Raw genomic sequence first — 24569 nt, forward strand, 5'->3', positions numbered from 1 at the left:
AATGCCAATGTGATAAGGGCATATGCCTACGACGATGTCGGGAATTATGCTGTCTCCGACAGCATAATGGTTGTGCATGATAATGTGAAGCCTGGCATGGCAGGAATATATCCAGTTGCTGCGACAAGCATTAATAATCCAAAGCCAACAATCAAGGCTTTTGCCTCGGACTATGGAACCGGACTGAATAGCTCAAGCGGCTCATTCTCAATAAGGGGAGCAACATTCAGCTCTAATGAAGGTGTCAAGTTCGAGGGGGATGCGACTTATGGAAACCTGTCGTTCTATTATTCCATGGGATTGCTGGCTTCGCCTGATGGGAAAGCCGCAAGCTATGACTTAAGTGCATTGATGAAGGACAACGCGGGTAATTTGGGCAGCGTTGCATGGAAATTCTTCTATGATCCCAATGCACCAATCATGACATCTGTTTATCCGGCAGACCAGTCATTTATAATGGAGCCCAGCCCGATTGTGTCTGTTGCATTCAACAAGAAAATAGAGCAGATAGATGTAAGGATAGAGAACAATGACACTGTGACTTCATTGCCCATGATTGAAAATACAGGATCGCAGTCATTTAAATTCAAAAATGATGGCTTAACCCTTGAGGGAGAAAGCACATTGATGGTAGGAGTGACCGACACGGCAGGCAATTTTGCGCCTTATGCAACAAGGTTCTATGTTGATATGGACTTGCCTGTTGTGGAACTTGACAGGATCCTGCTCACAAATGCCACATCGATAACAGTCAATGGCAGGTATGCTGACAGATATGTTGACAAAATTGAGCTGGTGTCGCCAGCGTCGCAATATAGAAAGATTACTTATGGCGTTGACGCTGATGACCAGGGAACTTTCAGCTTTGACAGCATTGCCTTGCCCAAAAACACGCTGAATGCCATTGCTGTCAGGATTACAGACAAAGCAGGACGAACATACCAGGACACATTCAATATTGAGCAGGATTCAACACCTCCTGGCCTGGCATTCACAATCCCAACCCTGTCCAGGATTGCTGAAATTCCAATTGCCGGGACAACCGACGGCATGATTATCAAGCTGTATGTTGATGGTGATTTCGTCAAGGAATTAAGAATAATTGACAATGAATTTGCAGATACAGTCACTCTGCCAACTGATGGAATCCATAAAGTGGCCATTGCTGCGTTTGACGCTGCTGGCAACAAGGCTTATGCAGAAAAAACAGCAAGGCTTGATACACACGTGCCGATTGTTGATGCTGTTGAACCTGCTGCAGGTGAAGTCCGAAAAGATGCCAGTGCCATACGCGCTTACTTGTCAGATGAGACAGGGGGAAGCGGCCTGGATTTCACCAAAAGCAAAATAATCCTGACAAAAGACGCAGTGGAAATAGAAGGGACACTCAGCAACGACGGAAATTCGAGGGTGTCTTTTGCACCATCAGCGCTGCTTGCTGACGGCAGTTATATTATCAGTGTTGTTGCTTATGACAAAGCTGGAAATGCCGGAACAGAGTTTGCCTCAGCTTTCAGCATTGACTCAACCGGGCCAAACATAATTATAGACATGCCAGCGGAAGCACTGACCTACACAAATGCCAGCAACATCAGGATTGCAGGAAGGGTGGATGCCTCCATAGGCAAGACAATCCTTGAAAGTGCTGTGCTACACAATGGTGCTGCGACACCAATCACTTCGCCATTTGATTATTCCCTGGCTTTGGCTGCGGGACAGAATAATGTAGTTATCTATGCAAAAGACAGCACAAATATTGAAGCAAGCGTGCTGAGACAGGCAATACAGGACATGGCATTGCCAACAATCAGCATACTGAACAGGGAATCAGTTGTGAATGTTGATACAATTGAAATTTATGGAGCCTACAGGGATAATTATCCACTGCTGCCCAATGCTGTGATTGTGAAAAACCTCATGACTGGCCAGTCTGTTGAGGCAGATTTATCGTCCAATAGCGCCTATCGCACATCTGTCAGCCTTGTTGAAGGCCCGAACAGGATTAGGGCGACAGTGACTGACAGGTCAGGCAATGTGAATTCTGCAGAAATGGTTATTGTCAAGGATACATCCGCTCCGGTGATAATTGTAACATCACCGGCCCCATTGCCATATGTTACAGGCTCAAGCATGGTCAATGTGACCGGAAGCGCGAAATCCAACAATACTGCCGGGACAATTGTCAAGCTGTTTGTAAATGGAGGGCAGAAAGCGAGCAAGACCCTGACAGAGGATGGCTTGTTCAGCTTCATGAACATTGCAGTAATCGATGGCGCCAATGAAATGCTCATAACAGCAACCAAACAGGGCCAGACCGGAATGTTTGCCTTCAATGTGACAAGCGACCGAACAGGGCCAGTTATCCAGATTGTACAGCCATCTGTTTACCCTGAAGGAAGCTATGACGCGTACACAAGCCTGGACAGGAACATACCAATCCAGCTGAAGACTGATGAAAATGCAAATTGCGCAATTAAGCTGAGAGTGACCGGGGCATCGAGCATTGCAGAATTTGCGCCGGGAGGAACTGAGCACAAGTTTGAATACCCATATGTATTGCCAGCTGGAATCAGCACCTTTGACATGACTTGCGCCGATACCTTCAACAATGTGAATACCAAGCTGATGAGGCTGCATGTTGACATTTCTGACCCCAAGATAAACAGCGTGGCAGTGGCTCCAAATCCTGTTATGCAGTTCACAGAGCCATTGACAACAATGACTGCAATTGCTCATGAGGCAGTCAGGTGCAGATATGTTTCCAATCTGACATCAGGCATACAGCCAATTGACAATCCTGTGAGAAAGGAATATGCGTACAGCGTCGGAAAGCAGTTTGACACGCTTGGCTATACCTCGGTAAATGTCAGGAGCATGATTGCCGAAGATGACTTCGGCTCAACCCTGAATGGAACCTTTGGATTCTATGTTGTCTGCAAGGACATTTCAGGCAGGATAACTTCCAATGTAATGAAATCGGACATTGAAATTAACTTTGACTGGCCGCTGCTAATAATGTCGCAGGGGCCGGCTGGCTTGATTAACAAGAAAAATGCAACGCTATATGCTTCCACGAACATCAATGCAAGCTGCGACGGGATAAAGAGCCTGTTTGAAAGGGTTTCCATGCAAAGCAGGTATGTTGGAGGCCCATTGAAACTGGAGGCATTCAACCATACTGCATTCCTCAGCAACCTGGACGACGGCGATTATGAATACACAATCACGTGCACTGATGCTTCAAATTCAGCAAAGACTGCCAGCTCACAGGCGAGGTTTACTGTTGACACGCAGACTCCCGCACCAATATTTGCAAATCCGACTCCTGATATGCCAACTGACCAGAATGCAGTTGAAGTGAAAGGCATAGTGGAAGTGAACTCAAGCGTCAGGATATTTGTGAATGGCATTGCTGTTGGATGGGCAGATGTGAATGGCACAGAATTCACGCTTTTGGTTGGGCTGCCGTGGGACGGCTGGAACACAATCATGGCCGAAGTGACAGACCGGGCAGGAAACAGGAATTCTGCAAGCACCACTGTTGTTTATACCACAAGGGCGCCGGTCATCTGGCCCGGGTACCCAGATGAGGAAAGTGTGAACGGCCTCACTGTCCGTGAGATTATGGCGTGGGCATACACGGATTGGGGAATTGATTTGAACCACGACCTGTCAAGCATTAAATTGCACAATAGCCATGGAATCATTGCAGATGCTGGCACGGTTTTGATAGGCGACGATGGCACAATAGGGCTGGTGTTGTCCTCGGCTTACGATCCATTGCCAGAAGAGAATTACACTGTTGAAATAACTGCAACTGATGTTTTAGGCAGGACAACAACTTATAGCTATCCGTTCAGTGTTGACCTGAGCGGCCCGATTATCCAGCTGACAAGCCCGAAAACAGGCGCGAGCGTTACAATTAATACGCCGAATGTAAATGTTGCAGGAACAATTACCGGCTCATCAAGGATTTACTCAGCGAATCTCACCCTGAACGGTGGCACAGCAATTGACATTCTGAATTATTCAAATACCGGCACAATGTCATTCAAAGTGCCCAGCACATTACGGGAAGGAGTTAACACATTCACGATAATGGCAAGCAGTGAGCTGGGAAGGCTCCCGCGAATTGGCACTTACACAGTCATGCTCGACACTGTCGGGCCAATAGGCACTGTTGAAGTTGATGACATGCAGGCTCTGGAGCCGGGAACTGACAAGCCGATGACAACAAGCAATCCGAGGCCAGCCATAAAGGTTTCATTTGGGGAATTAGCGAATTACAGCAATGCCAGCTTTGCCCCTTATCCGCCCGGAGCGCCAATTGGACTGTCATTGGTTGAGAATTCAGGGAACACATTCTTTGTGTTCAGGCCAAACAATGACCTCAATGAAGGGCAGTATAGATTTAACATGTGGGCAAGGGATGAGATTGGAAATCCAGGAAAAACTGAAAGCATAATGGCAGTCAACTTCAGCTTCAATGTTGAGCTGCAGGAGCCGCCAAATGGCAGGAGCCAGACAAGCATATTCAACATAACATTCAGGACCTCGCAGAATGCTTCATGCAGGTATGGCTTCATAACCAGCAGGCCCTTTGCATCCCAGGAAATGTTTGACTATACTAATTTCAACCAGCATAAGCTGTACAATTTCAGCCTCGGCACTTCAGGATTCAACGGGGATAATTTCTTTGTAATCTGCAATACAACAAGCGGGATAAGAGGCAGCAATGGGGAATACAGGTTTGCGTTCACGCAGGACAGCGTGCCCCCTACAATTACTGAATTGTATGCTACGCCAAACCCTGTAAGCGAATGCACTGCAACCGGCTGGAGCGGCTGCACGCTGATGACCGAAGTGACTGCAATTACAGATGAGCCAACAAAATGCAGGTATGATGAGGACCTGCAGGATTTCAGCCAGATGAGGCATAACTTCGGCAGCTTCAACAAATATTCATTGACAAACAAGGTCAACATTACCTTCCCGGATGAAGGGGACTATGACTATTTTGTTTCATGCCAAGACCAGACATGGCCGGCTTTGGACAGCATGACAAAACCGCTGGCAGTTGCAGTGGACACATCAATACCATTTACAATAATTGAAACCGGGCCAGAAGGATTTTTCTCAACAGGCTCTGTTACATTGACTGCCAGAACCAACAAAGCCGCTGATTGCGCATTCTACACCCATGCAGGCGGCCTGGTCTCGCCAAAGAGCTTTGGCAGGACAAGCCACTCAGTTGTGTACGCAAATTCGCAAAGCGGAACCATGTCCTTCCAGGTAAATTGCTCGACACTGTCTGAGCTTGCGCACGCTGAAATTTCCTTTGTGAGCGACAAGACACCGCCTGTTTTCAAGTATGTGAATGACAGCGCAGCTGCCGGTGACCCTGGCAAAACAAATCTTGACGATGAGCTGAGGGTCAAATTCCTCGCGGAGGACGAGGAATCGGGAATTGATTATTACCAGTATACAATTGAAAACAGATCAAACAGCATGATTATTGCATGGATTAAGACAACAGATGATGACACCTGGATTGAGGTTGACAACCTTGAGCTAACCAATGGGACTTACAAGTTCAGGGTCAATGCGACAAATAAGGCCGGCCTGAGCACTGTTGCATTGAGCGACGGCATTGTTGTTGACACCTCATACCAGCCATACATTGCACCTACCTGCACCGACGGCATAATGAACCAGGGAGAAAAAGGAATAGACTGTGCAGGGCCATGCTCCCGAAAGTGCCCATTGGACAGCGAATGCAACAGCAATGGTGACTGTGCTTCAGGCTACTGCGATATCAGCGAAGGCAAATGTGCAAAATCACTCTGCGAAAATGGAGTATTGGACACCAACAACGGCGAAACAGCAATTGACTGCGGCGGCTCATGCCAGAAGAAATGCAGCCTCGGCCAGGCATGCAGCATCAGCAGCGACTGCAGCAACAATTATTGCAACCCCAAGCTGAGAATTTGCGCTGTGGAAAGCTGCACCGATGGCATCAAGAATGGCGATGAGTCTGGAATTGACTGCGGAGGAAGCTGCGATAAATGCGAGGAAGGAGAATCGTGCAGGAGTGATGATGACTGTGAATCAGACTATTGCGGAGAAACAAGGACTTGCGGGCCTGAGCCTGATGAGCCAGGCAGTGAAGTGCCTCCCGAGGATGTGGACACAGATGGTGACGGGATACCTGACCTGATAGAAATACAAATGGGCTCAAACCCGAACCTGGATGACGCTGATGAGATAAATCAGGAAACAGGCAGAACATACAAGGAAGACTATGATCTGCTCCTGGAACAGGAAAGGCAGGAGAACCAGGGAGGAGCAGGAACTGAAGTCCCGCCGCCAGAGCCGGTTAAGGGATGGAGCATCATGACATACCTGCTGTTGCTGCTGCTGGTCATACTCCTGGGCGGAGGAGGCTATTATGTTTATACAACTTACTTCCAGGAAAAGAAGGCGCCAATAAGGCCGGGAATGCTGCAGGGGCAAAGGCCTGGCATGCTGCCTGGAGCAGGAAGGCAGGGCATGGGGCCTGGAATCCTGAAACCTGGCATGGCACGGCCGGGAATGCTGCCGGGGCAAAGGCCATTGACACCGCAGATGAAAGCCCTGATGCAAAGAAGAGCCCAGGAGCGCCTGCAAAAAAGAAAAGGAGTTTTCCAGGCATTCGCTGAAGGGCAGGCAACAAAGACGCAGGCGCGGCCAGGGGAAATCCGGCCAGTCGATGCGGGCAAGCAGGGAGTGGAAGCTGGGCCAACAGAAAAAGGCAAGGCCAAAGAAGGAGAGGCGCCAAAATGGGACCAGGGAATTGACCAGCAGCAGGAATGGCTTGACCTAAGGGAACTTACGCCTGGAAAGATTGTTGCGAAGATTACAGAGAAAGGCAAGGACATATTTGACCAGCTCGCAGACTTTGCAGGGTTGTCCACAGCGGAACCAAAAAAAGGCGAAACCAGAATAGGAAAGGAAACAAAGCTGCCTCAAGAGGCGCAGGAGAAGCCAAAAACACAGGCAGCTCCGGAAAAAAGTGAAGGCAAAAAGCCTGTAAGTGAAGCACCAGAAAAGCCCGAAGCCGAAGAACAGGCAGAGAAAAATAAGAAGGGCAAGAAAGAAAGAACAGATGAGGATATTTTTGAGGAACTGAGAAAAACTGCTGAGGGCAAGGATCAAAAGTGATGGGCTGATACAATTATTGAGATTGTGCTTATTGAAAGTATATTTGCTGAAATTATGCATTAACTTGGAAATCATAATGGCATGGCAGGGCTGAAAAATGGGAAACAAAAAGATGGCAGGAAGTGCAGCGACAAAAGCGCAAATGCTGAACAGCCAGATATTTATCTACATCCTGGCAATGATTGTAACGTCGCTTATTCTCCTTTATGGCTATGATGCTATAGGCAAGATGAGGGAGCAGACAAAGACTGTTTCAACGCTCCAATTCAAGACTGACATTACGAATGCAGTTGAGTCATTGGGGTATGAATTCGGGACTGTTGAGATAAAGTCGCTATCAATGCCCGGTGAAATTATTGAAATTTGCTTTACCAGCCTTCCGAGCGACACTGTGAATCCGCCGCCGCCAGCAGGAGACCCTGCCTGGAATGGGTATCAGACAATTGAGGACAGTGTGTACAGCAGTGTTGAAAACAACATGTTTCTTTTGGGCAGCGGAATTTTTGACCCCCATTATATTGGGCCAATAAGTGTGGACAATGGCGCCCACCAGGGATTCAAGTGCTGGAGAAGCGTGGGCGGCAAGGTTAGGCTAAGGCTGGAAGCAAAAGGCAGGTTTGTCCTTATTTCAGATGCTCCCTAAGGCAATCAAAGGATACCTGATTAATCCTTAATCTCGGACAATGGAATCAAAAAAAGGGGTTATAGAGGTACAGTTCAACTGGATATTCATTCTTGTAGCAGGAGCACTCATTTTAACCCTATTTGTTGGGCTTGTGCAAAAACAGGGAACAATTTCCAACCAAAAAAGGGATGTGGATATCAGGGGAAAGCTGAATACCATCCTGGTGAGCGCCAAGCAAAGCGTTGGAACGCAGTTTGTTATTTCTATCCCAAAGACTGAAATAACATTTGGATGCAACGGCTATTCTGTTGGAGGCACAAATCCCTTCCAGCTCGGTGAAAGCTTCTCACCGAGCATGATTAAGTCCAGCGACAATACCCTCGTATTGCAGTCTTTGGACTGGAGTGTTCCATACAGGATCTCCAATTTCCAGTATATCCTGACGCCCGATGTAAGGTATGTTATTACCCCGGACTCAGCATATGTTAATGATGTGAGGAGGCTATTGCCCGATAACATAAGTGTCACATATTTCAGCGGCACTAATATTGCAGACTTGGGCGGCATGGATGACCTGAATAATTACAAAGTGAGGCTTATTTCGGTTGAAGAAGGCGGATCTGGAGGACAAAGGCCGTCTGCCTATGGGGGATTCGTTCCAGGATGGATTGTGGATATGAAGAAGGAAGATGTAACAGCGTTGCATGTGGTTGTGATGGAATCCCCGAGCGGAAATCCATTAAATGGGTGGGGCATTCTGGAATTCTACTCCTGGGACGGCTCAGGCTTTGTGCTTGACAAGGAATACAGATATGTAAAAAAAGAGACCATGCTCGGCGCCATTGTGACTGACAACCATGAAACCTTTGGGTGCGTTTTTGAGAGGGTAAAGTCAAAATTCAACATGGCTTCGGACATTTACAGAAAAAAATCAGAATCGCTTGATGGATTATACCAGTTTGGCGTTGCTGCGCCTTATGAAGGGCATTGCGCAATTCCGAGCCATTATACACTCGCAGTGTCAAAAATTGATGGCATGAAAACTGAAATGAACAAGATGCCCCAGCCTGACCTTGAACAACTTTACAACAAAGCCTACAAGGAAGCCGGCAACCTGGCCACCATGAACAGGGAATTGCTGCAAAAAAGCTGCCCGCTGATTTATTGATGGGAAAATGAATGGGGAAGCAATGGGAAAAAAAGCGCAAATAAGGATGAGTGAAAGCATAGCAATCATGATTGTGTTCTTTGTGCTTTTGGTATTCGGGATTGTATTCTATTCGCAAATAGAAAGAAGAAACATCGGTGTTGCCATTTCCAGCAGCCAGGACCTGAAGGCAGTTGAAGTTGCCCAGGTGTTTTCATTCCTGCCTGAAGTGCAGTGCACAAAAGAGAATATTGTGATAAACAACTGCTTTGACCTTATGAAGCTTGAAAGCCTGAGGCATTGGGTTGACCCCGACAATGCAGGAACCAATCCTGTCGAGCAATACTATTACCCCATGTTTCTCATGAGCAAGCTAACAGTCAGGCAGATATACCCTGATGCAGGGGAGATGGTGATATATGACCTGGAGCCGCCTGGAGGGGAGTGGACAAAAAGCGCCGCCACGCAGATTCCTGTTTCGCTTTACAATGCAACCGGTGACCCTGTTGCCGGGAGGCCGCCATTTTATGCATTCGGCTACCTAGAAGTGGAGGTTTTCAGCAAATGATGAGAACAGCCAATGGTGAGAATAATGCTAACTGAGGAAAATGCAAATGGCACTAAAAAATAAAAAGGCCCAAATGGAGATATTGGGGATTGCGGTGATAGTTGTTTTCCTGGCCCTCGGCATATTCTTCATTGTCAAGTTCAACATCCTAAACGAGCCGGAATCAGCCAAGAAGGTTTATACGCAAAGTGAATTGGCCTCAAATACAATAAGCGCAATGCTCGAGACAACTGCTGCAGACTGTTCAAACCTGAAACTGCTGGATATTATCATAGACTGCGCAGATTTCTATTCAAGCGACGGTGACATTGTGTGCAATACGGCAGGAGGGGTAGAAAACAGGTCATGCAGCTATGCTAGGCATACCATGGATTATATGCTTTCATCAACGCTTGAGTATTGGGAAAAGAATTATGTTTTCAATGTGACTACCCTGAGCGGGAGCAGTGTTTTCCCGGTCTATGGCCGCGCATATGGAAAATGCGCAGGGGAAAAAAGGCATGGACAGTTTTTCTTCCAGACAGGCACAGGAACTATGCTGGTGCAGCTGGATGTGTGCAGCTGATGGGATTGTTCAGATATGAAGCCAATGGCTCAGTTGAAAATATAGCCAGCATCAATATGCGATGGTTATTAAGCAGATTGGCCAAGTTGACAGGGGGATGTCCCTTACGGGGATGTCAACTCCTGCACTAAAGCAATTTACACCAGAGCCGATGCTGGCCGAAGCGAAGCTGAGATTTTCAACTGAGCAGAAGCCAACGATAAATTTAAATACTACTTGTAACTAAATCCCCATACAATGAAAGCCTTGAAAGAGGTGAGGTTTATGAATAAAAAAGGACAGGGAATTTCTCTTAATGTTATAATCATTGCAGCGATTGCCCTGCTTGTTCTCGTGATACTTTCAGTGATATTCATGGGAAGGATGGGCATTTGGAGCACAAAGAGCAAGGAATGCTCATCTGCAACAGGCGGAGCCGGTACATGCATGGAAGCCTGCGGAGGGGAATATCCCACACCAATTGACATCTATGAGTGCCCAACAGGGCAGCAATGCTGTGTTAAGCCAACATAAAGGCTTGACAGGCATTTTTTTAATTTTCTTTGTTTTATTATTATAGTTTTTATAGTTGGTTGTTAAAATGAATAAAAAAGGGGATATATCAATTACAACAATCATTGTGGCAGCAATAGCCCTGCTTGTGCTCATAGTTCTAATTGCAATTTTTACCGGGAGAATAAGCCTTTTTGGCAAGACTTATGACACTGAGACAACGGCTGCTCAGAGGTCTATTTGCGGTGTCGGGGGGGGCAGGTGCGTCAAAGGTGACTGCCCATTCCCATTGACGCAGGACAGTTCACGAGCGGACTGGATAGACTGCGCAACTGGCACTGAAATCTGCTGCAGGCCGGGCAGTTAGAGTTCTTTGAACCATTGAATTGGCAGTATGCGGAAGGCATAGGGCTTAATTCGGCCCTCATTCAACTGTGATAATGAGAGGGTTAATTTTCTCTTTTCCCCCATCGCAAAACCGAGAGCGGAGAAAGATTAAGCCGCTGGTACAACGACCGCGAATCATGTTGCTATAGGCCAATTAATTTTGGCTGGTGTGATAAGATCGCATTAAGCAATTATGACCGCAACTTTTATATACGCTTTGGGCTTGAATTCAGGCATGAAGTTAATGATTTTGGCAAACAAAATCCTGAAATCGCGGAAAGGCGACGAGGACAGTTCAGGGCTTTGGTCGCCAGCTGGCCTGATCATTGTCGGGACAGTGCTTGTGCTGGGATTTTTCATAATAGCCAAGATAATAGGGATATTGGACTAATCAGAACTTGCCCATATGATTGTGCCCAGATGCAAGATTGATGTGTGCACGAGACAAAGGAAAAATGAATATTTTTGTCCGGACAAAGAAAAAAAAGGGGAATATTGCAGTTATGCCTTATGTAATTCTGACAACTGTGTTTATATTAGTGTGGTCAATCTATATTGCCAATTTTAACCTGAAAGCAAAGGAAAGCAAGGAGGTTGAGGCATGCAGGTTCAGCGTTTTCAGGAACTCTGAGCTTAGGGCAGAAATACTGGCCAAGAAATTCATTGGCCTTGAAATCCCGTCTTCTGAAATTGCTGCAATTGAATGTCCAAAAAGAAAATTGTTAATTGACACAAAGATGACAAGCGCGTACGAAGACAAGGAATTTGGGGCCAAGGACCATATTGCCGAGGCCATGCGGCTATGCTGGTACCAATGGGGCAGGGGCAAATTATCGCCTTTTGACGAGAGCTTTTTTGACTCAAAAAATAAATTCTGCGCTGTGTGCTATGATGTAAAATTTGATGACTCGTTTAGCAGGAAATACGCAAAGCTGGACAATTTTCTTAACTTCCTGGCGCAATATAATGTCCCTGACGGCGGCACCAGGTATATCAACTACCTTACTAACAGCAACCATACTTGGGAGATTACGCAGGAAATGAAGCTGCAATTCATTGACAGCATTGACACAAGCAAGGATTACGCAATCTTGTACACCATTGACAAGCCTGGCACAATTGTCCAGAGCATGACAGGGGCTGGAGGCGCTGCTGTAGGCACGTATGCTGGCTGCAAATTCGGTGGATTGCTAACCCCTTTCCTGGGGCCTCTCGGAGTGGTCATAGGCTGTGGCGGCGGTTTTGTGATTGGAGGATATTATGGCTATGCAATCGGTGAAACAAGCCTTGTCGGGGACTCGAAAGTCATGCTTTTGCAGAGCAGCGTGCTGAGAGAGCACGGGTGTGATGTTCTCTACCAATAGCAGGTGTAATAAATGCCGGGAAAAAATGGGCAGGTTGCCGAGCAATTGACAACTGTCATTATTCTTGTACTGATATTGCTGGGAGTTCTTCTTGTGTTCCAGCAGAAAGTGTGGGACCTGAAAAAAATGGACAACCAGAAGGATATATGCAAAACAAGCGTGATGCAGTATGCCGCTGCAAATTTCCAGGGCCAGGAGTTTATTAGTGAGCTTAAATGCCCGACACAAAAGCTGGAAATTGTGGATAAGGATGAGGCAGACATTAAAGCCAAATTGGCAAATGCAATGTATGACTGCTTTGACCAGTTTGGCCAGGGAAAATATGCCTTGTTCACCGGCAAAGGCGATGGCAATTACTGCATCATCTGCCATGTAATCAGCTTTGACGCCAGAATGAAGATATCTGCAAAGAGCTTCAATGACTACCTTGCCCAGACAACAGTGCCAGGCACCAGCTACAAATACCAGACATTCCTGCTTGGGCACAAGACAGAGAGCGGCTGCGGGGAAGTTGAAGGCTACGGCCAGATTCATGACCAAAGCTATGATATAAACACTGAGCTGGAATATGCTACAATTTTTACCTATGGAAAAAAAGGCTACATGGGAAAGCTGATGACAAGCTTCACTTTTGGAGCTATAGGGATTGTGGCAGCAATACTCACTCCTTTTACCTGGGGGGGCAGCCTTTTGATGGCCTCACTGGTCATTGGCACAACAGGCACCACAGGCGCGATAATTGGCTATAATGCAGGCTGTGGTGAGCTCCAGGATTGGGATGCAGGCATTATCCTCATGCCTTATGTGCCTGAGGAATTGGTCAAGTTGGGATGCACAGAATTGCCTGCTGAGCAGTTTGTCCCCGGCCCCGCTGAGGAAGTGCCTTCATAATCCCGCACATAAACACAAAAAATTTATACTCACACGGCATTGACGGCATGTATGAAACGGGAAAAATTCTGTGGAAAAGGCCAGAGTACAAGCCTGTTGTTCTGGATAATATTTGCCGTGCTGCTGCTCCTGGCAGGGCTTGCATTTGTCTATTTCAAGTTTCAGCCCGCAACCAATGATATTTTCAAATTTTTCAAGTTTGGATAAGAAAACAAGATCAGCGCAAATTGCCTGGCAAAGCGGGCAAATGAACATTAAATATGGCAAAATTCCCTGGAAAAAAAGGGCTTGGATGGAGCACAGTCATCAAGCTGATTGTAGTGGCACTCCTTATCATTGTGATTGTGCCTTTTATCAAGTTTGGATATTATGACTGGGCAGAGATTGCTGCCAGGAACTTGGACCCCAACTGCCCCCAGCCAGAGAAATATTACATTAATACCATGGACACTATGCTTGACCAGGGAAAAAGCCAGGAAGCAGGAAAGTTCATGGCTGATTCATATGCATGCTTTAGGATTAAGCGCCTCAACCTTGACCAGCAAAAGAACTTTGAATTGGCTGAGGCCGTGGCTGCAATTGACAAGCAAAAGGCAGTTGACCTGTATCTCACTTATATAACGAGCTATCCAACAGGAGGCTACATTGACCATGCCAGGTTTGGGATATCCACTGCTTATTTTGACAGCGGAAACTGGCTGGGCGTCACACAGATGCTTACGTCTGTAACCGGAAGCCTGGGAAGCGAAGACAAAGATGACCAGAAAGAATTGATGCTGGCCAAGGCAAATTTTATGCTTGGGCAGAAAGACCCTGAGACTTATCCGGGCTATACGGAAACCGGAATCAGCCTCCTGCAGCAGTATTATTCAAAACATTATGGCGATGAAAAAGCAACAGCTGTGGCCTTTCTCTTGGCCGGATATTACTCCAAGGGACTGGATTATGACAATGCAATAAACTGGCTGAATGTGGTTGTCTCGGGTGACAATACAATCCTTGCGCTTGATGCGCAAAGCCAGATAGCAAACCTGTATTTCCTGAGGAGCAGGAATGAGCCTGCCAACAAAATCAATGATTTGAGGACATCAGTTGATGAGTATGGCAAATATGAGACTGAGGTGTATGCACGGCTTGAAAGCTCAGGGGTTGTCGATGATTGGAAAGATGGCAGGCTTGATACAATAAAGATGACACAGTGCAAAGTGCAGCATGAATTAGCTAATAATATAAAGACAGACAAGGAAGAGTATGAGAGAGCCAAGGAAATGTGCAACAAAATAGTCAAGGATTATTCCAGCAGCATATATAAGATTGAAGCAGAAAAATATATTGAGGAGCATATTATTGCGGACTGCAACAAGAATAACCTGGGATGTTAGGTGGTAAGAATGGGCATGATCTCAAAGGAAAGAAAAGGGGATATTTCGATTGAGGTGCTTATCTGGGCTGCGCTTGGATTGCTGGTCTTGATATTCCTGATATTCATATTCATGGGAAAAATTAATTTCTTTAACATGAATACCCCTGATGACTGCAAGGGGTCATGCATAAAGGCAACAGAGGACTGCCCGTCGTCCGGAATGCTGAGGGTATACACGAAAGACTGCCCGGATGTTGAAGAAGGGGAGACCAAGGTCAAGCAGGTTTGCTGCCAGGCATTGGGATGATGAAATCGCCCAACACAGTGATTAGGGCATTAATGCGGATAATCCGGTGAAACAAGATGGAAAACAGAAAAGGGGAAATGACAATCGAAACCCTGATTGGTTTTGCACTCCTGATAGTTGTGATTTTTGTGGTCATTTTCATCCTGATGGACAAATATGATTTTTTCAGGCAGAATACAAGCTGTGAGGCGCAGGGCGGCACATGCCAGACTGAAGAAAGCTGCGATTCCACAAGGGTTTACACCGGGAAATGCGACAGCGGAAAAATATGCTGCAGCCAGGAAATTGGAGGGGGGTAGTGCAAGCCAATGGGAAAAAACCACAGATTTATTTCAGGAAAAAGAGGGCAGCTTCTAAAATATTTGGGCATAATGATTATAGGCATTGTAGTACTTGTGATTATAATGTGGTACATCAAGACTGATATCAGCGACCCCCTGAATTATTTTAAGCCTGGAAAGATGGAAGAGACCAGGAGGGTACAGTTGCAGGTCCAGAAAGAAAATTGTGAGAAGTATGCTGCTGATGAATTTACAAACCTTGATGCGGATTTATGTGTGGACAGGTTTGACGCATGCCTGGGAGATGGCCTTGGAAATACTGCTGACATTGACAATGACAATATGCCTGACTTGTGCGAAAGCAACCCTGAAACCAGCAAGATTACAAGGTGCAAGGATTTTGAAGCTGTTGACAGTGGAGCAATACAGTGCTGCACGCAGGATTATGTGGAACTGTATGCTTCTGCAGTCGGCTATATAGAATGTGAGAAAGTTGGTCTTTTTGGCTAGGCAAAAGATTGAGCAACATGGGAATTTTTCCAATACTAAAAGCGGTGAAGCTTGGGAGGCATAAAAATAAGAAAGCGCAGGTAGCAAGGATGTTGCTCGAGTTGGGAGGCTTATTTCTTGCAGTGGTTGTATTCTTTGCATTTGTGGATTTTGGCGGGAAAATGCTGGGCATTTTCCTCAAGGACCCAAAAATTGAGCAAGCAAGGGGCAATTTCAATGCATTGGTCACGTACGTCAATGAAGCCATGGAGGAAGATGATGAATTTGCAGCCAGGTTCGGCAAGCCGATTACAATACCTGAACAGTTTGCAATAATCGGCTTTGACAGGGAGTATAACAACCTGCAGGCTACAACAACTTGTTATGGGAATACCAATGACAACGTAGACCTGATAGGAGGGACATATCTCAAGCCAACGGCATGCGGCAATAAGGCATGCCTTGTCCTGTTTTCAAAAAACATTGTGACACCATGGGACAAGGGAGTCAGAAGTGAGGGAGGGGATTGGGACTCAATCCAGGCACTCACAGACGAGGCAGTTGTGGCCTATGTGACCTTTGATGACGTTGAGCAGTTTTCAGGGACAGCAGAGAAAGACAGCGTTTTGTTTGACAATTGGGGAAAGATGAAACCTGACGATGACCAGTTTTACCATTACCTTGATTTGCCAAATGAGGGAAGCGACGAGTTTAATGATCTTTATGCATCGGAATACCTTATGCTTTTTGGAGAATGCTGGCCCAGGGAAGGCACACGCTGGGGAGTCAGGAATGTCTATGTTGAAAAATTCACAGCTACAACGCCATCCGGTGATAAGCACACACAGATTTACATAGCCAAGGAATCTGACACTACAACGAGGCGTTACAGCGAAATCAATGCCAGGATGGACTTCAAGGAATACATCGAAGCACAAAATTACTGCGAGGCCAGTGAAGGAGACATTTGGTGGAGCAGGAATGAGCCACATTATAATGAAAGGCTGTGCCAATGCGGCTATGCCAATATCAATCTGCCCCCTGGCTATATCATAAAAATCGAAAACGGCTGGGCAAGGCTGTATCTTCAGGCAAACCCTGAAAATCCTGATGATTTGACAGAGATCATGAATGAGCCGCTTACCGTGCCCATGCTGGGCAAAGCAAAAAACAGGATAATAATTATAGGTGACCAGCCTAAACTGGAGCTCGAAGGCTACCATAGCCTCCACATGCATAGGGTTGATGGCAGCATAGTGGCAAGCGACAACAGCCTGAGCGTCAGCGAGCAATGCACCCTGAGAAAAGAAGCTGAACAAATGGCCATCAGGACTTATCACTCATTCGAGGATGCGATTGGATATTACTATCCGGCCAATTTCAAGCTTCCCGATGATGCCCCGGCAGATTACCCGTGCATTATGGGAAGGTCTGCGTTTGAAGTTCTGCAAAGCCTGGACAAGGAATACAACCTGCTCCTGAACGAGGATGGGCAAAGGGAGATAAAGCTTAAGGATGATGAAGACAATGTAATCAAATCTGACAAGTCTGTTTTGCCGAACAGCCCGTGCGTTATTGACAGTTCTTTGGCCCTGAGCAATGTTGACATGTTCCACAGCTTCGGGGTTTATACCGATGACACTTCATTGACAGGCTTCCCCACATTTTTCCTTAAGGATGGCAGGTCATGCTTTGAGCTTATTGGCGCTTCAGATGGCAGCGGCACATGGATCAGGGATAGCCTTGGCCAGGAGCTCCCTGTGTGCAATTACAGGCAGATAAATCCGAAAATGGCTGAGAGGCTCGAATTGATAATAACAAAACTTAATGAGTGCCAAGGAGCTGCCTTTGGCGACTGCAGTGATGACATGGAAGCAATTAACGCTCCTGGCTATGCCATAATGCTTGAACAGCTGGAAGGGGTTAATGAGATTAGGATTGGCCTGCACCTCAATGGCTTTGCAGTGGACGAGCGGATAATTCATGGCAGTGTCTGCAGCGGGCAGCCATTGAAGGCAGACATCGTCACGCTTCCTTCTTCGAGCTCATACATTATGAGAAAAACAATTGATGAGGGAATTTGCTTTAATTCACTTAACTGAATTTCTGGAGCATTGTTTGGCACGCGCAACAAAAAGTATATATAGTGCATAAACAGAATCCGGCTATGCAAAAGAGGGCCAAAGCATGGCGCTGAGAAGCCTCAAAGGCAAGAAAGGGGATGCCAATGAGCAGGTACTTTGGGTACTTGGGGAAATGCTATTCGTGGTAACCTTCGGGGTGGCTGTTTTCACCTGGCTTTCTTCGCTGGAAAAAGACACTACCCTTGAGAAGAATTACCTGGCCAGGGACCTGAGCCTGGTTGTTGGCGCAGCCTACTCTTCACCGGGCGGGCTTGAATATGAATATGCGCAGACCCTCGTCAACCTGTCTGACTATAATTTCTTTTTCAAATCGCAAATTCTTTCTGTCAGCGAAAAAGCCGACAAGAAGAAAGGAAGCCTGTATTACTGGTATGCCGACAATAAAATCAGCAAGTCGTTTCTTGACAAGGAGCTTGACGGGCCAGCGACAATCAAGGTATGCAATTCTGGCGGAGAAGTGGTTGTTGGTGAAGAAGAATGCCTGAGCGTTGTCCTGCCAAAATGCCCCGAGGCTGAGACAAAGCTTGACAGAAAGCCTGTAATCATGCTGGACCCGGTGTTTGGAGGGGCAGAGACAGGCAAGACAAGCCCTGATGGCACCGCCAAGGAGGCTGAGATTGCGAGAAAAATAGCGCTTTCCCTTCAAAATTATGATGTGGCAGGGCATTTTACCATTATTCCCACAAGGGACCTGAATTTTGACCTTGCTGATGACCAAACCATGACAATTGACGACAGAAAAGAATTGCTTTCAAGGACAAGCTATGACGTGCTGGTGAAAATCAGCATTGGCGAATACAGCGATGACAGGACTGCTGTAAAGGTCTGGGTCCCGGATTTTGCAATAAGGAACATGCTCAATGAAAAAATGGGGTGCAATATCGGCAACATGCTCCTGCAAAATGTCCCTGACATTGCCTCAGCAAGCCCGCCGATTGAAAAAATTGACCCATTGCTTAACCTGAAGGAAGAGCCAGGCGTTGTGGCAATTGAGCTGGAGCTTGGAAACATTAACAGCCCTGATGCAGAGCTGCTGTCGGCTCCTGGAAAAACCGCAAAGGCGATCTATGACGCACTGAAATTTTACTATGGAATCGATTAAATTGAGGAATTACAGCATGAAAAATACCATGGCAAAAACATCAAGAGGCAAAAAGAAAGGAGACATAACTTTTGGAACGCTCGTTCATGCCTTTATCAGGATTCCATTCCTTCTGATAGTGACTTTCTTCATTTATTTTGCAATAAGGGGGCAGATTGTAAACAATATTGATGTGCAGGGCGCTGAGATGGAGCTGTTTACACAAAGGATGATTTATGGAAGAAACAGCATTTCATATTATGACAGCCAGCTTGAAAGGCTTTACCCGGGAACAATACGGCTGGAGGATTTCAGCCAGGAATATTTCTCCCAGAATGTCGAGCCTGCAATTTTCTACAGCGAAGACAATAGGATCATAGGCGCGAAATTAACGCTTCTGGAAAAAGACGGGGCAAGGATTGGCGACAAGGACTACGTTGTCTATTACAACAAGGGGTTTTTTGTGGAGAAGGACAAGCTTTTCCGTGCAGGTGCGGGTTTCCAGACAGGCAAAGGAGGAGTCACTGCGAGCCTGACAAAGGTCTTGGTGACAGTCATGGAGAAAGGCAAGGCGCGCCAGGGATTGCTTGAGGTAATGATACTGATGCAAAATGTTTAAGGCAACAAATCGAAAAAGGGCAGGGAAAAAAGGGAGCCTTCTGGCCTCGCCGCTTGTAGACATGTGGGCGTTCATTGTCTTTGTGATAGTGGCAATTTTATTCCTGATACTGATGTTCTTCACCAGGACAGGAATACAGTACAGCATCAGCGCAGAATATGGAAAAATCAATGCGGAGACAAGCTTCATGAGCTTCCTGAGGGCAAAATCAGTCCAGATGGAAAATGGAAAGTACGCGAGCATAACTGAAGTTATCCCAATTGTTGATTTTGATGATGAGAACAGCGGGTATTTCAAGGCCGTGAAAATGGCGTCAGAGGACTTTGTCAACAGCTATAATTTCGAGAGCAGTGCGCAAGACGCCTGCAGGGCCAAGGTCACGGTCAGGATAGGCGAGGACAGGGAAATTGTCCTTGTTGACAAATTCAGGGAAATGCATTATTGCAATGCGGTCCGGGGAGAGGGAAATGCCAAGCATGACATTTGGGCATCGACAGAAGTAAAGGTTCCTGTGAAAATTGGCCTGGAGAAAACAGAGGGCAACAGGTTCCACGTTGTATTTGAAGTTTACAGGACCTATCTCTGCAGCACAGTGCCGGGCGCGCCTGACCAATGCTAGGATGTGAATAAAAACCAGGAGACTCAGGAAATATGCAAGGAAATAAGCAAGCACGGGGATTTTTTAGAAGGGAAAAAGGCTTGATTTTCAGCCCTTCGATAGTCCTGATAGCATTTGCTGCCCTGCTTTGGGGATTCATAATAATCCAGGCCAAGAATGCTCCTGAAAAGCATGAAATAGGGGAAAGGCAGGTGCAGGTTTTCAAGGCAATTCAAAGAGGCGAAAGGGCCCTGCTTTACACCGACCTGTCTGCGATGCTTGCAGTGGACCAGGCTTTCTATGACCTTGGAGTCAACGGCGGTTTCGGTGAGATTAGCAATTGCGGGCAATACCTCGGAACCAACCTTTGGAATTCAAAAACAGGATACTGCATGCCTGACTCCACAGCTGAATTTCCCTTAATGTTCAATAAGGATTTCCAAAAAATCCTCGCGACTTATGATGATGTGATGATCTCTGTTGACAACTATGACTATAACTTTGACGCTTCCAAAAATGTCCTTGCAGGAATAGCGACAACGGATGTTGTTTTGCCAATCGGAACCCCGCAATTCCAGGCCGGGACTCTTGGTGGAGAACAAATTTATACTGCTTATTCCGCAGTTTACCAGCCTCCGAAGAATGCCCAGGAAACCCTTGAAAGGATTAATTCAGATTATTCCGGCACAATTAGCCAGGCTTTGGCCGAGGATGGGATTTCTGGCCTGATTGACACTTCGCTTATGGCTGCAATGATTGCACAGGAAAGCAGGGGAGTATATGATGCCATATCACCGACAGGGTGCCTCGGGGTTGCACAGGCATGCTACTGCACTGCATGGGCATATTCTTCGCTTCCAAAGGGCGGCGGATGCCAAGGATACAGCAAGACAGGCATTGAATTATACCAGAAGCTCAAGACATGCAATTGCGTTGGGACAGGCAACTCCAAGGTTTGCGAGTGCAATCCTGGAAATGATGACAGGTTCCAGGTTGATCCGTCAATAAAGCTTATGTCACACAGGCTCTCATCAGCATTGGACCATTATGATGGATACAAGGAACAGCTGATTCTTGGGATAACGGCATACAACACAGGAGAAGGCGTGCTGGACAAGGCAATACAAAAGGCATCAGCTGGCGGGGCCAATAAGAAGGATTTGACATGGGCAGAGATTGCCAGCAAGATTGATGCAGGGCTTGTTGCAGAGCTTATACCATACTTCAGGACACGGCCTGCTGAGGCGCAGAGGCAAGTCCGGGACCTTTTGGCTTATGCCCAAAGCGTGCTTGGCTACAGGCAAAAATATCTTGAGTTGTATCCAAGTAGCCCTGGCAGTGCCAGTCCTGACCCTGAAAGGCCAGTTGTCATAGAACAGAAGAAATATTCCTCGTCAACAATAGTCGGCGCCTCTGGAAAATATGCAATAAAGCCGTCATTCAGTGTTGAAATCCCCTTCAGCTTCCAGGATTACAAAAACATTATGGAGGAAAGCCTGAAGATGATTGCGGCATGCAACAACACTGGGCAGGTTGAAAAATGTGTTGCTGACTTTGTAGCAGGATTGAATTCAAAATGGGGTGAAAACCTTGTGTGGGATATTGGAGAATGCGGGCAATACCCGGATACCTTGGTCAGCCAGATTGCTGAAGGCATGGAAGACTGCAGGAGCAGCATTGAGGACAATTGCACATGCCTGGTTCAGCTTCCGCATAAGGATGACCCGATAATAGCGGAGAGCTACATTTCCATGAAGAACAGGCTTGGCAATCTTGACATGTATTATGGAAGGCTGGAAGATGAGGATGCAAGCCAGGAAACCGGGACGCGCAGAAAGGCAGGATACAACATGAAAAATGCAAATGTGAGCCTGCTTGCCTTAAGCGATGAGCAGGAGCCAATGCAAAATGCAGAAGACCTGGAAATACAGATAATTTTCAGCTCGGACAGATTTGACAGGGTAGTGTTTAGCGGGAGCGAAACAGGATACGGCACCGAATGGATTTATGATGAAAACAGCAAGCTTAGTGAGGAAAATGATGTTATCCTTCTTTACAAGATGGGCAATAATTTATCCTTTGTGAAGCCAGGTGATGCTGCACGGCCAGACCTTGCAAGAAAATGCGGCCCGGACAGGACGACAAAGATTTGCGTCAGGACTAAAACTGAATTGGTCGCCTATGACGCTGATGATGAAGAGGTCAAAAATAGGAATGCCAAAGTCGGGTATGCTGTGTACATCCCTGACAATATCCCGCCTGCGAAAGTCAGGAACATCCTGGCTGAAGACGCCCCTGGTGCAGAGAATGCGCTGCGAATAACATGGGACAAGGGCAGCGAAGAGGATATAATGAGGTACAGGATTTACTATTCAACTGAGCCGTTTTCTGAAATCAGCAATTTTAACCCAGTGCTTTTCCTCGCAGATGAAGTGGAAAAGAATCTGGATGATGCTCAGACAACACAGAGCAGCATTATACGAGGATTAAGCCTTTATGACAACCTGGCTGAAAGGAACAGATATTACATAGCTGTGACAGCAGTTGATTATGTTGGCAATGAAGAAAAAATGATTGGGGCCGCGCCAGGCCCTGATGGCTCTGGCGGCAATGCGGAAATTGATGACATAGATGATGCACGGCCTGTGATAATACCCGGGTTTTTTGCGCAGGCGAGCGGAGGCTCAGTGACTTTATTGTGGAACAAGCCGGATACAAATAATGATGGAAGCAGGGTTTGGGACCTTCAGGGATACAGGCTTTACAATGGCGACGACAGTTTTGTGGCAAATATTGTTAATGCGGAAGCCACAACTTATACAGTTGAAGGTGTTTCAAGCGGGACGCACAGCTGGAAGCTGGAAGCAGTCGATGAAACATGGAAAAGCGCAACTCCTGCATTGAAAATTGAAAGCAACAGCGTTGAGATTCCGTAGCATTCATCGTGATATATGCCGCAAACTATCTGAGCCGCTTCTGCCATGGGTAAATCCATGGCGATTTTCCCCCCCCCTCGGTTGCCAAAAGGGAGAAAAAAAATCGGTCGTTGAAAACAACCAGAAGCGATGCCATGCAAAGGCCGATTGTTGGGCTTTATTGTCAGAAAAATGAACCTAAAGCTAAAATTTAAAAAAGATTTAGGCTTTTTGGCCCTTAATCACCTTTTTATTCGCAAATTACATGGATTCCGGAGCGCATATGGATATAGGGGGTTGATTGATGATTAAGGTTCCTATCGAAGACATAAGAAAAAGAATTTCTGAACAGGCCAAGCTTTCCGAGGCTGAAATTGACACCCGCATCGAGAAGAAGATGGAACAGCTTTCTGGCTTAATTTCAAGGGAGGGGGCTGCGCATATCATCGCGAATGAGCTTGGAGTCAGGCTTTTCGAAGTGCCTTCAAGCGGGCCTGTGCAAATCAAGAACATAATGGCCGGCATGAAAAGCGTTGAGACTGCCGGAAGGGTCCAGCAGGTTTATGAAGTCAGGAATTTCAATGCCAATGGCAGGGAGGGGAAAGTAGGCTCGTTTGTTCTCGCTGATGAGACTGGGAATATAAGGGTTGTGCTGTGGAATGACCAGGTCAGCAACATGGATGGCCTGAAACAGGGGCAGATTGTCAAGCTCGAAAGCGCATATGCCAAAGACAACAGGGGGAGAAAAGAGCTTCACATAAATGACAGGAGCAAGCTTGTTGTGAATCCACTGGGGATTAGGGTGGCTGAGGCTGTGAGTTCGGCAGCGGAACGGCCAAAAGCGACAAGGAAAAGCCTGAAAGACCTTTCTGAAAATGATGACAATGTTGAAATTGCAGGCACTATAGTCCAGGCTTTCAATATAAGATTTTTTGAAGTATGCCCAAGCTGCGGCAGAAGGGCCAAGGAAAGGGGCGAAGACGGATTCTATTGCGACCAGCATGCGAGGGTTGAGCCGCAGTATTCTTATGTGCTCAACACTGTTTTGGATGATGGCACTGGAACCATAAGGTCAGTAATGTTCAGAAACCAGGTGGAAAGGCTGCTGGGCAAAAGCGCGGATGAAATGAAGCTGTACAGGGAAGCGCCTGAAGAATTTGAAAATGTAAAGCGCGACCTCATCGGGAATATGGTTAAGTTCATTGGCAGGGTCAACAAGAATGAAATGTTTGACAGGCTCGAGTTTGTGGCAAATATGGTGTTTACAGACATTAATCCAGAAGATGAAATAAAAAGGCTTGAAGCTGAGATTGAGGCCACAAAAAAAGAAAAGGACATAAAAAACATAGAGGATATCTAATTTGGATTTCTAAGCATTGATAATTGATTTCTTTATTTTATAAGACTATAATCATTAGTTCATCAGAATTTTATTTATCTAATATGAGTTTATTATTAGATTGTCACATTATATTATTTATGGAGTTATTATTACATTAGTTTATTGGATATTCACTTTATTTTATAGGTATT

Annotated in this window: 21 protein-coding genes; all 21 read left to right on the forward strand. The window is 46.3% G+C overall.

From position 1 onward, the window contains the following. Positions 1 to 9 precede the first annotated feature (9 nt). On the forward strand, positions 10 to 7200 hold the full coding sequence (locus J4227_01590) for a hypothetical protein (protein ID MBS3109198.1): 7191 nt from the start codon (positions 10 to 12) through the stop codon (positions 7198 to 7200). A 97-nt stretch (positions 7201 to 7297) separates the two neighbouring features. After that, positions 7298 to 7843, forward strand: coding sequence for a hypothetical protein (locus J4227_01595; protein MBS3109199.1), 546 nt, complete (start codon positions 7298 to 7300; stop codon positions 7841 to 7843). 40 nt (positions 7844 to 7883) lie between these two features. Continuing rightward, positions 7884 to 8993 (forward strand): hypothetical protein, encoded by a 1110-nt coding sequence (locus J4227_01600; protein MBS3109200.1) that lies wholly within the window; start codon positions 7884 to 7886, stop codon positions 8991 to 8993. Positions 8994 to 9015: 22 nt separating this feature from the next. Further along, a complete protein-coding gene (locus tag J4227_01605) occupies positions 9016 to 9540 on the forward strand; it encodes a hypothetical protein (GenBank protein MBS3109201.1) in 525 nt (174 codons plus the stop codon). 46 nt (positions 9541 to 9586) lie between these two features. After that, entirely contained in the window at positions 9587 to 10105 is a 519-nt protein-coding gene (locus J4227_01610; GenBank protein MBS3109202.1) for a hypothetical protein, read from the forward strand. A gap of 264 nt (positions 10106 to 10369) precedes the next feature. Beyond that, positions 10370 to 10618, forward strand: coding sequence for a hypothetical protein (locus J4227_01615; GenBank protein ID MBS3109203.1), 249 nt, complete (start codon positions 10370 to 10372; stop codon positions 10616 to 10618). A gap of 67 nt (positions 10619 to 10685) precedes the next feature. Next, the gene (locus J4227_01620; GenBank protein ID MBS3109204.1) at positions 10686 to 10964 is read left to right on the forward strand and encodes a hypothetical protein; all 279 of its coding nucleotides are present in this window, start codon (positions 10686 to 10688) and stop codon (positions 10962 to 10964) included. A gap of 255 nt (positions 10965 to 11219) precedes the next feature. Further along, entirely contained in the window at positions 11220 to 11375 is a 156-nt protein-coding gene (locus J4227_01625; GenBank protein MBS3109205.1) for a hypothetical protein, read from the forward strand. A 148-nt stretch (positions 11376 to 11523) separates the two neighbouring features. After that, the gene (locus J4227_01630; protein ID MBS3109206.1) at positions 11524 to 12348 is read left to right on the forward strand and encodes a hypothetical protein; all 825 of its coding nucleotides are present in this window, start codon (positions 11524 to 11526) and stop codon (positions 12346 to 12348) included. Positions 12349 to 12360: 12 nt separating this feature from the next. After that, on the forward strand, positions 12361 to 13239 hold the full coding sequence (locus J4227_01635; protein ID MBS3109207.1) for a hypothetical protein: 879 nt from the start codon (positions 12361 to 12363) through the stop codon (positions 13237 to 13239). Positions 13240 to 13290: 51 nt separating this feature from the next. Continuing rightward, on the forward strand, positions 13291 to 13446 hold the full coding sequence (locus J4227_01640; GenBank protein MBS3109208.1) for a hypothetical protein: 156 nt from the start codon (positions 13291 to 13293) through the stop codon (positions 13444 to 13446). 53 nt (positions 13447 to 13499) lie between these two features. Next, positions 13500 to 14621 (forward strand): hypothetical protein, encoded by a 1122-nt coding sequence (locus J4227_01645; GenBank protein ID MBS3109209.1) that lies wholly within the window; start codon positions 13500 to 13502, stop codon positions 14619 to 14621. Between the two features lie 9 nt (positions 14622 to 14630). Next, positions 14631 to 14909, forward strand: coding sequence for a hypothetical protein (locus J4227_01650; protein MBS3109210.1), 279 nt, complete (start codon positions 14631 to 14633; stop codon positions 14907 to 14909). A gap of 56 nt (positions 14910 to 14965) precedes the next feature. Beyond that, a complete protein-coding gene (locus tag J4227_01655; protein MBS3109211.1) occupies positions 14966 to 15208 on the forward strand; it encodes a hypothetical protein in 243 nt (80 codons plus the stop codon). Positions 15209 to 15217: 9 nt separating this feature from the next. Further along, positions 15218 to 15700: a hypothetical protein gene (locus J4227_01660; GenBank protein ID MBS3109212.1), complete on the forward strand. Its 483-nt coding sequence runs from the start codon at positions 15218 to 15220 to the stop codon at positions 15698 to 15700. 17 nt (positions 15701 to 15717) lie between these two features. After that, a complete protein-coding gene (locus tag J4227_01665; protein ID MBS3109213.1) occupies positions 15718 to 17781 on the forward strand; it encodes a hypothetical protein in 2064 nt (687 codons plus the stop codon). Positions 17782 to 17866: 85 nt separating this feature from the next. Next, positions 17867 to 18925: an N-acetylmuramoyl-L-alanine amidase gene (locus tag J4227_01670; GenBank protein ID MBS3109214.1), complete on the forward strand. Its 1059-nt coding sequence runs from the start codon at positions 17867 to 17869 to the stop codon at positions 18923 to 18925. 28 nt (positions 18926 to 18953) lie between these two features. Beyond that, entirely contained in the window at positions 18954 to 19523 is a 570-nt protein-coding gene (locus tag J4227_01675; GenBank protein ID MBS3109215.1) for a hypothetical protein, read from the forward strand. Beyond that, positions 19516 to 20142 (forward strand): hypothetical protein, encoded by a 627-nt coding sequence (locus J4227_01680; protein MBS3109216.1) that lies wholly within the window; start codon positions 19516 to 19518, stop codon positions 20140 to 20142. Before J4227_01675 ends, J4227_01680 begins: the two co-directional genes overlap by 8 nt. A gap of 32 nt (positions 20143 to 20174) precedes the next feature. Then, positions 20175 to 23057, forward strand: coding sequence for a hypothetical protein (locus tag J4227_01685; protein ID MBS3109217.1), 2883 nt, complete (start codon positions 20175 to 20177; stop codon positions 23055 to 23057). 283 nt (positions 23058 to 23340) lie between these two features. Further along, a complete protein-coding gene (locus tag J4227_01690; GenBank protein ID MBS3109218.1) occupies positions 23341 to 24396 on the forward strand; it encodes a DUF2240 family protein in 1056 nt (351 codons plus the stop codon). The last annotated feature ends 173 nt before the right edge of the window (positions 24397 to 24569 follow it).

It is taken from the genome of Candidatus Woesearchaeota archaeon (assembly GCA_018303405.1).
Classification (GTDB): Archaea; Nanobdellota; Nanobdellia; order Woesearchaeales; family JABMPP01; genus JAGVYD01.

What these genes read in the sequence shown, in the direction of transcription:
- J4227_01595 (MBS3109199.1), top strand. Translation starts at nt 7,298, where the DNA reads ATGGGAAACAAAAAGATGGCAGGAAGTGCAGCGACAAAAGCGCAAATG.
- J4227_01600 (MBS3109200.1), top strand. Translation starts at nt 7,884, where the DNA reads ATGGAATCAAAAAAAGGGGTTATAGAGGTACAGTTCAACTGGATATTC.
- J4227_01605 (MBS3109201.1), top strand. Translation starts at nt 9,016, where the DNA reads ATGGGAAAAAAAGCGCAAATAAGGATGAGTGAAAGCATAGCAATCATG.
- J4227_01610 (MBS3109202.1), top strand. Translation starts at nt 9,587, where the DNA reads ATGGCACTAAAAAATAAAAAGGCCCAAATGGAGATATTGGGGATTGCG.
- J4227_01615 (MBS3109203.1), top strand. Translation starts at nt 10,370, where the DNA reads ATGAATAAAAAAGGACAGGGAATTTCTCTTAATGTTATAATCATTGCA.
- J4227_01620 (MBS3109204.1), top strand. Translation starts at nt 10,686, where the DNA reads ATGAATAAAAAAGGGGATATATCAATTACAACAATCATTGTGGCAGCA.
- J4227_01625 (MBS3109205.1), top strand. Translation starts at nt 11,220, where the DNA reads ATGAAGTTAATGATTTTGGCAAACAAAATCCTGAAATCGCGGAAAGGC.
- J4227_01635 (MBS3109207.1), top strand. Translation starts at nt 12,361, where the DNA reads ATGCCGGGAAAAAATGGGCAGGTTGCCGAGCAATTGACAACTGTCATT.
- J4227_01640 (MBS3109208.1), top strand. Translation starts at nt 13,291, where the DNA reads ATGAAACGGGAAAAATTCTGTGGAAAAGGCCAGAGTACAAGCCTGTTG.
- J4227_01645 (MBS3109209.1), top strand. Translation starts at nt 13,500, where the DNA reads ATGGCAAAATTCCCTGGAAAAAAAGGGCTTGGATGGAGCACAGTCATC.
- J4227_01650 (MBS3109210.1), top strand. Translation starts at nt 14,631, where the DNA reads ATGGGCATGATCTCAAAGGAAAGAAAAGGGGATATTTCGATTGAGGTG.
- J4227_01655 (MBS3109211.1), top strand. Translation starts at nt 14,966, where the DNA reads ATGGAAAACAGAAAAGGGGAAATGACAATCGAAACCCTGATTGGTTTT.
- J4227_01660 (MBS3109212.1), top strand. Translation starts at nt 15,218, where the DNA reads ATGGGAAAAAACCACAGATTTATTTCAGGAAAAAGAGGGCAGCTTCTA.
- J4227_01665 (MBS3109213.1), top strand. Translation starts at nt 15,718, where the DNA reads ATGGGAATTTTTCCAATACTAAAAGCGGTGAAGCTTGGGAGGCATAAA.
- J4227_01670 (MBS3109214.1), top strand. Translation starts at nt 17,867, where the DNA reads ATGGCGCTGAGAAGCCTCAAAGGCAAGAAAGGGGATGCCAATGAGCAG.
- J4227_01675 (MBS3109215.1), top strand. Translation starts at nt 18,954, where the DNA reads ATGGCAAAAACATCAAGAGGCAAAAAGAAAGGAGACATAACTTTTGGA.
- J4227_01680 (MBS3109216.1), top strand. Translation starts at nt 19,516, where the DNA reads ATGTTTAAGGCAACAAATCGAAAAAGGGCAGGGAAAAAAGGGAGCCTT.
- J4227_01685 (MBS3109217.1), top strand. Translation starts at nt 20,175, where the DNA reads ATGCAAGGAAATAAGCAAGCACGGGGATTTTTTAGAAGGGAAAAAGGC.
- J4227_01690 (MBS3109218.1), top strand. Translation starts at nt 23,341, where the DNA reads ATGATTAAGGTTCCTATCGAAGACATAAGAAAAAGAATTTCTGAACAG.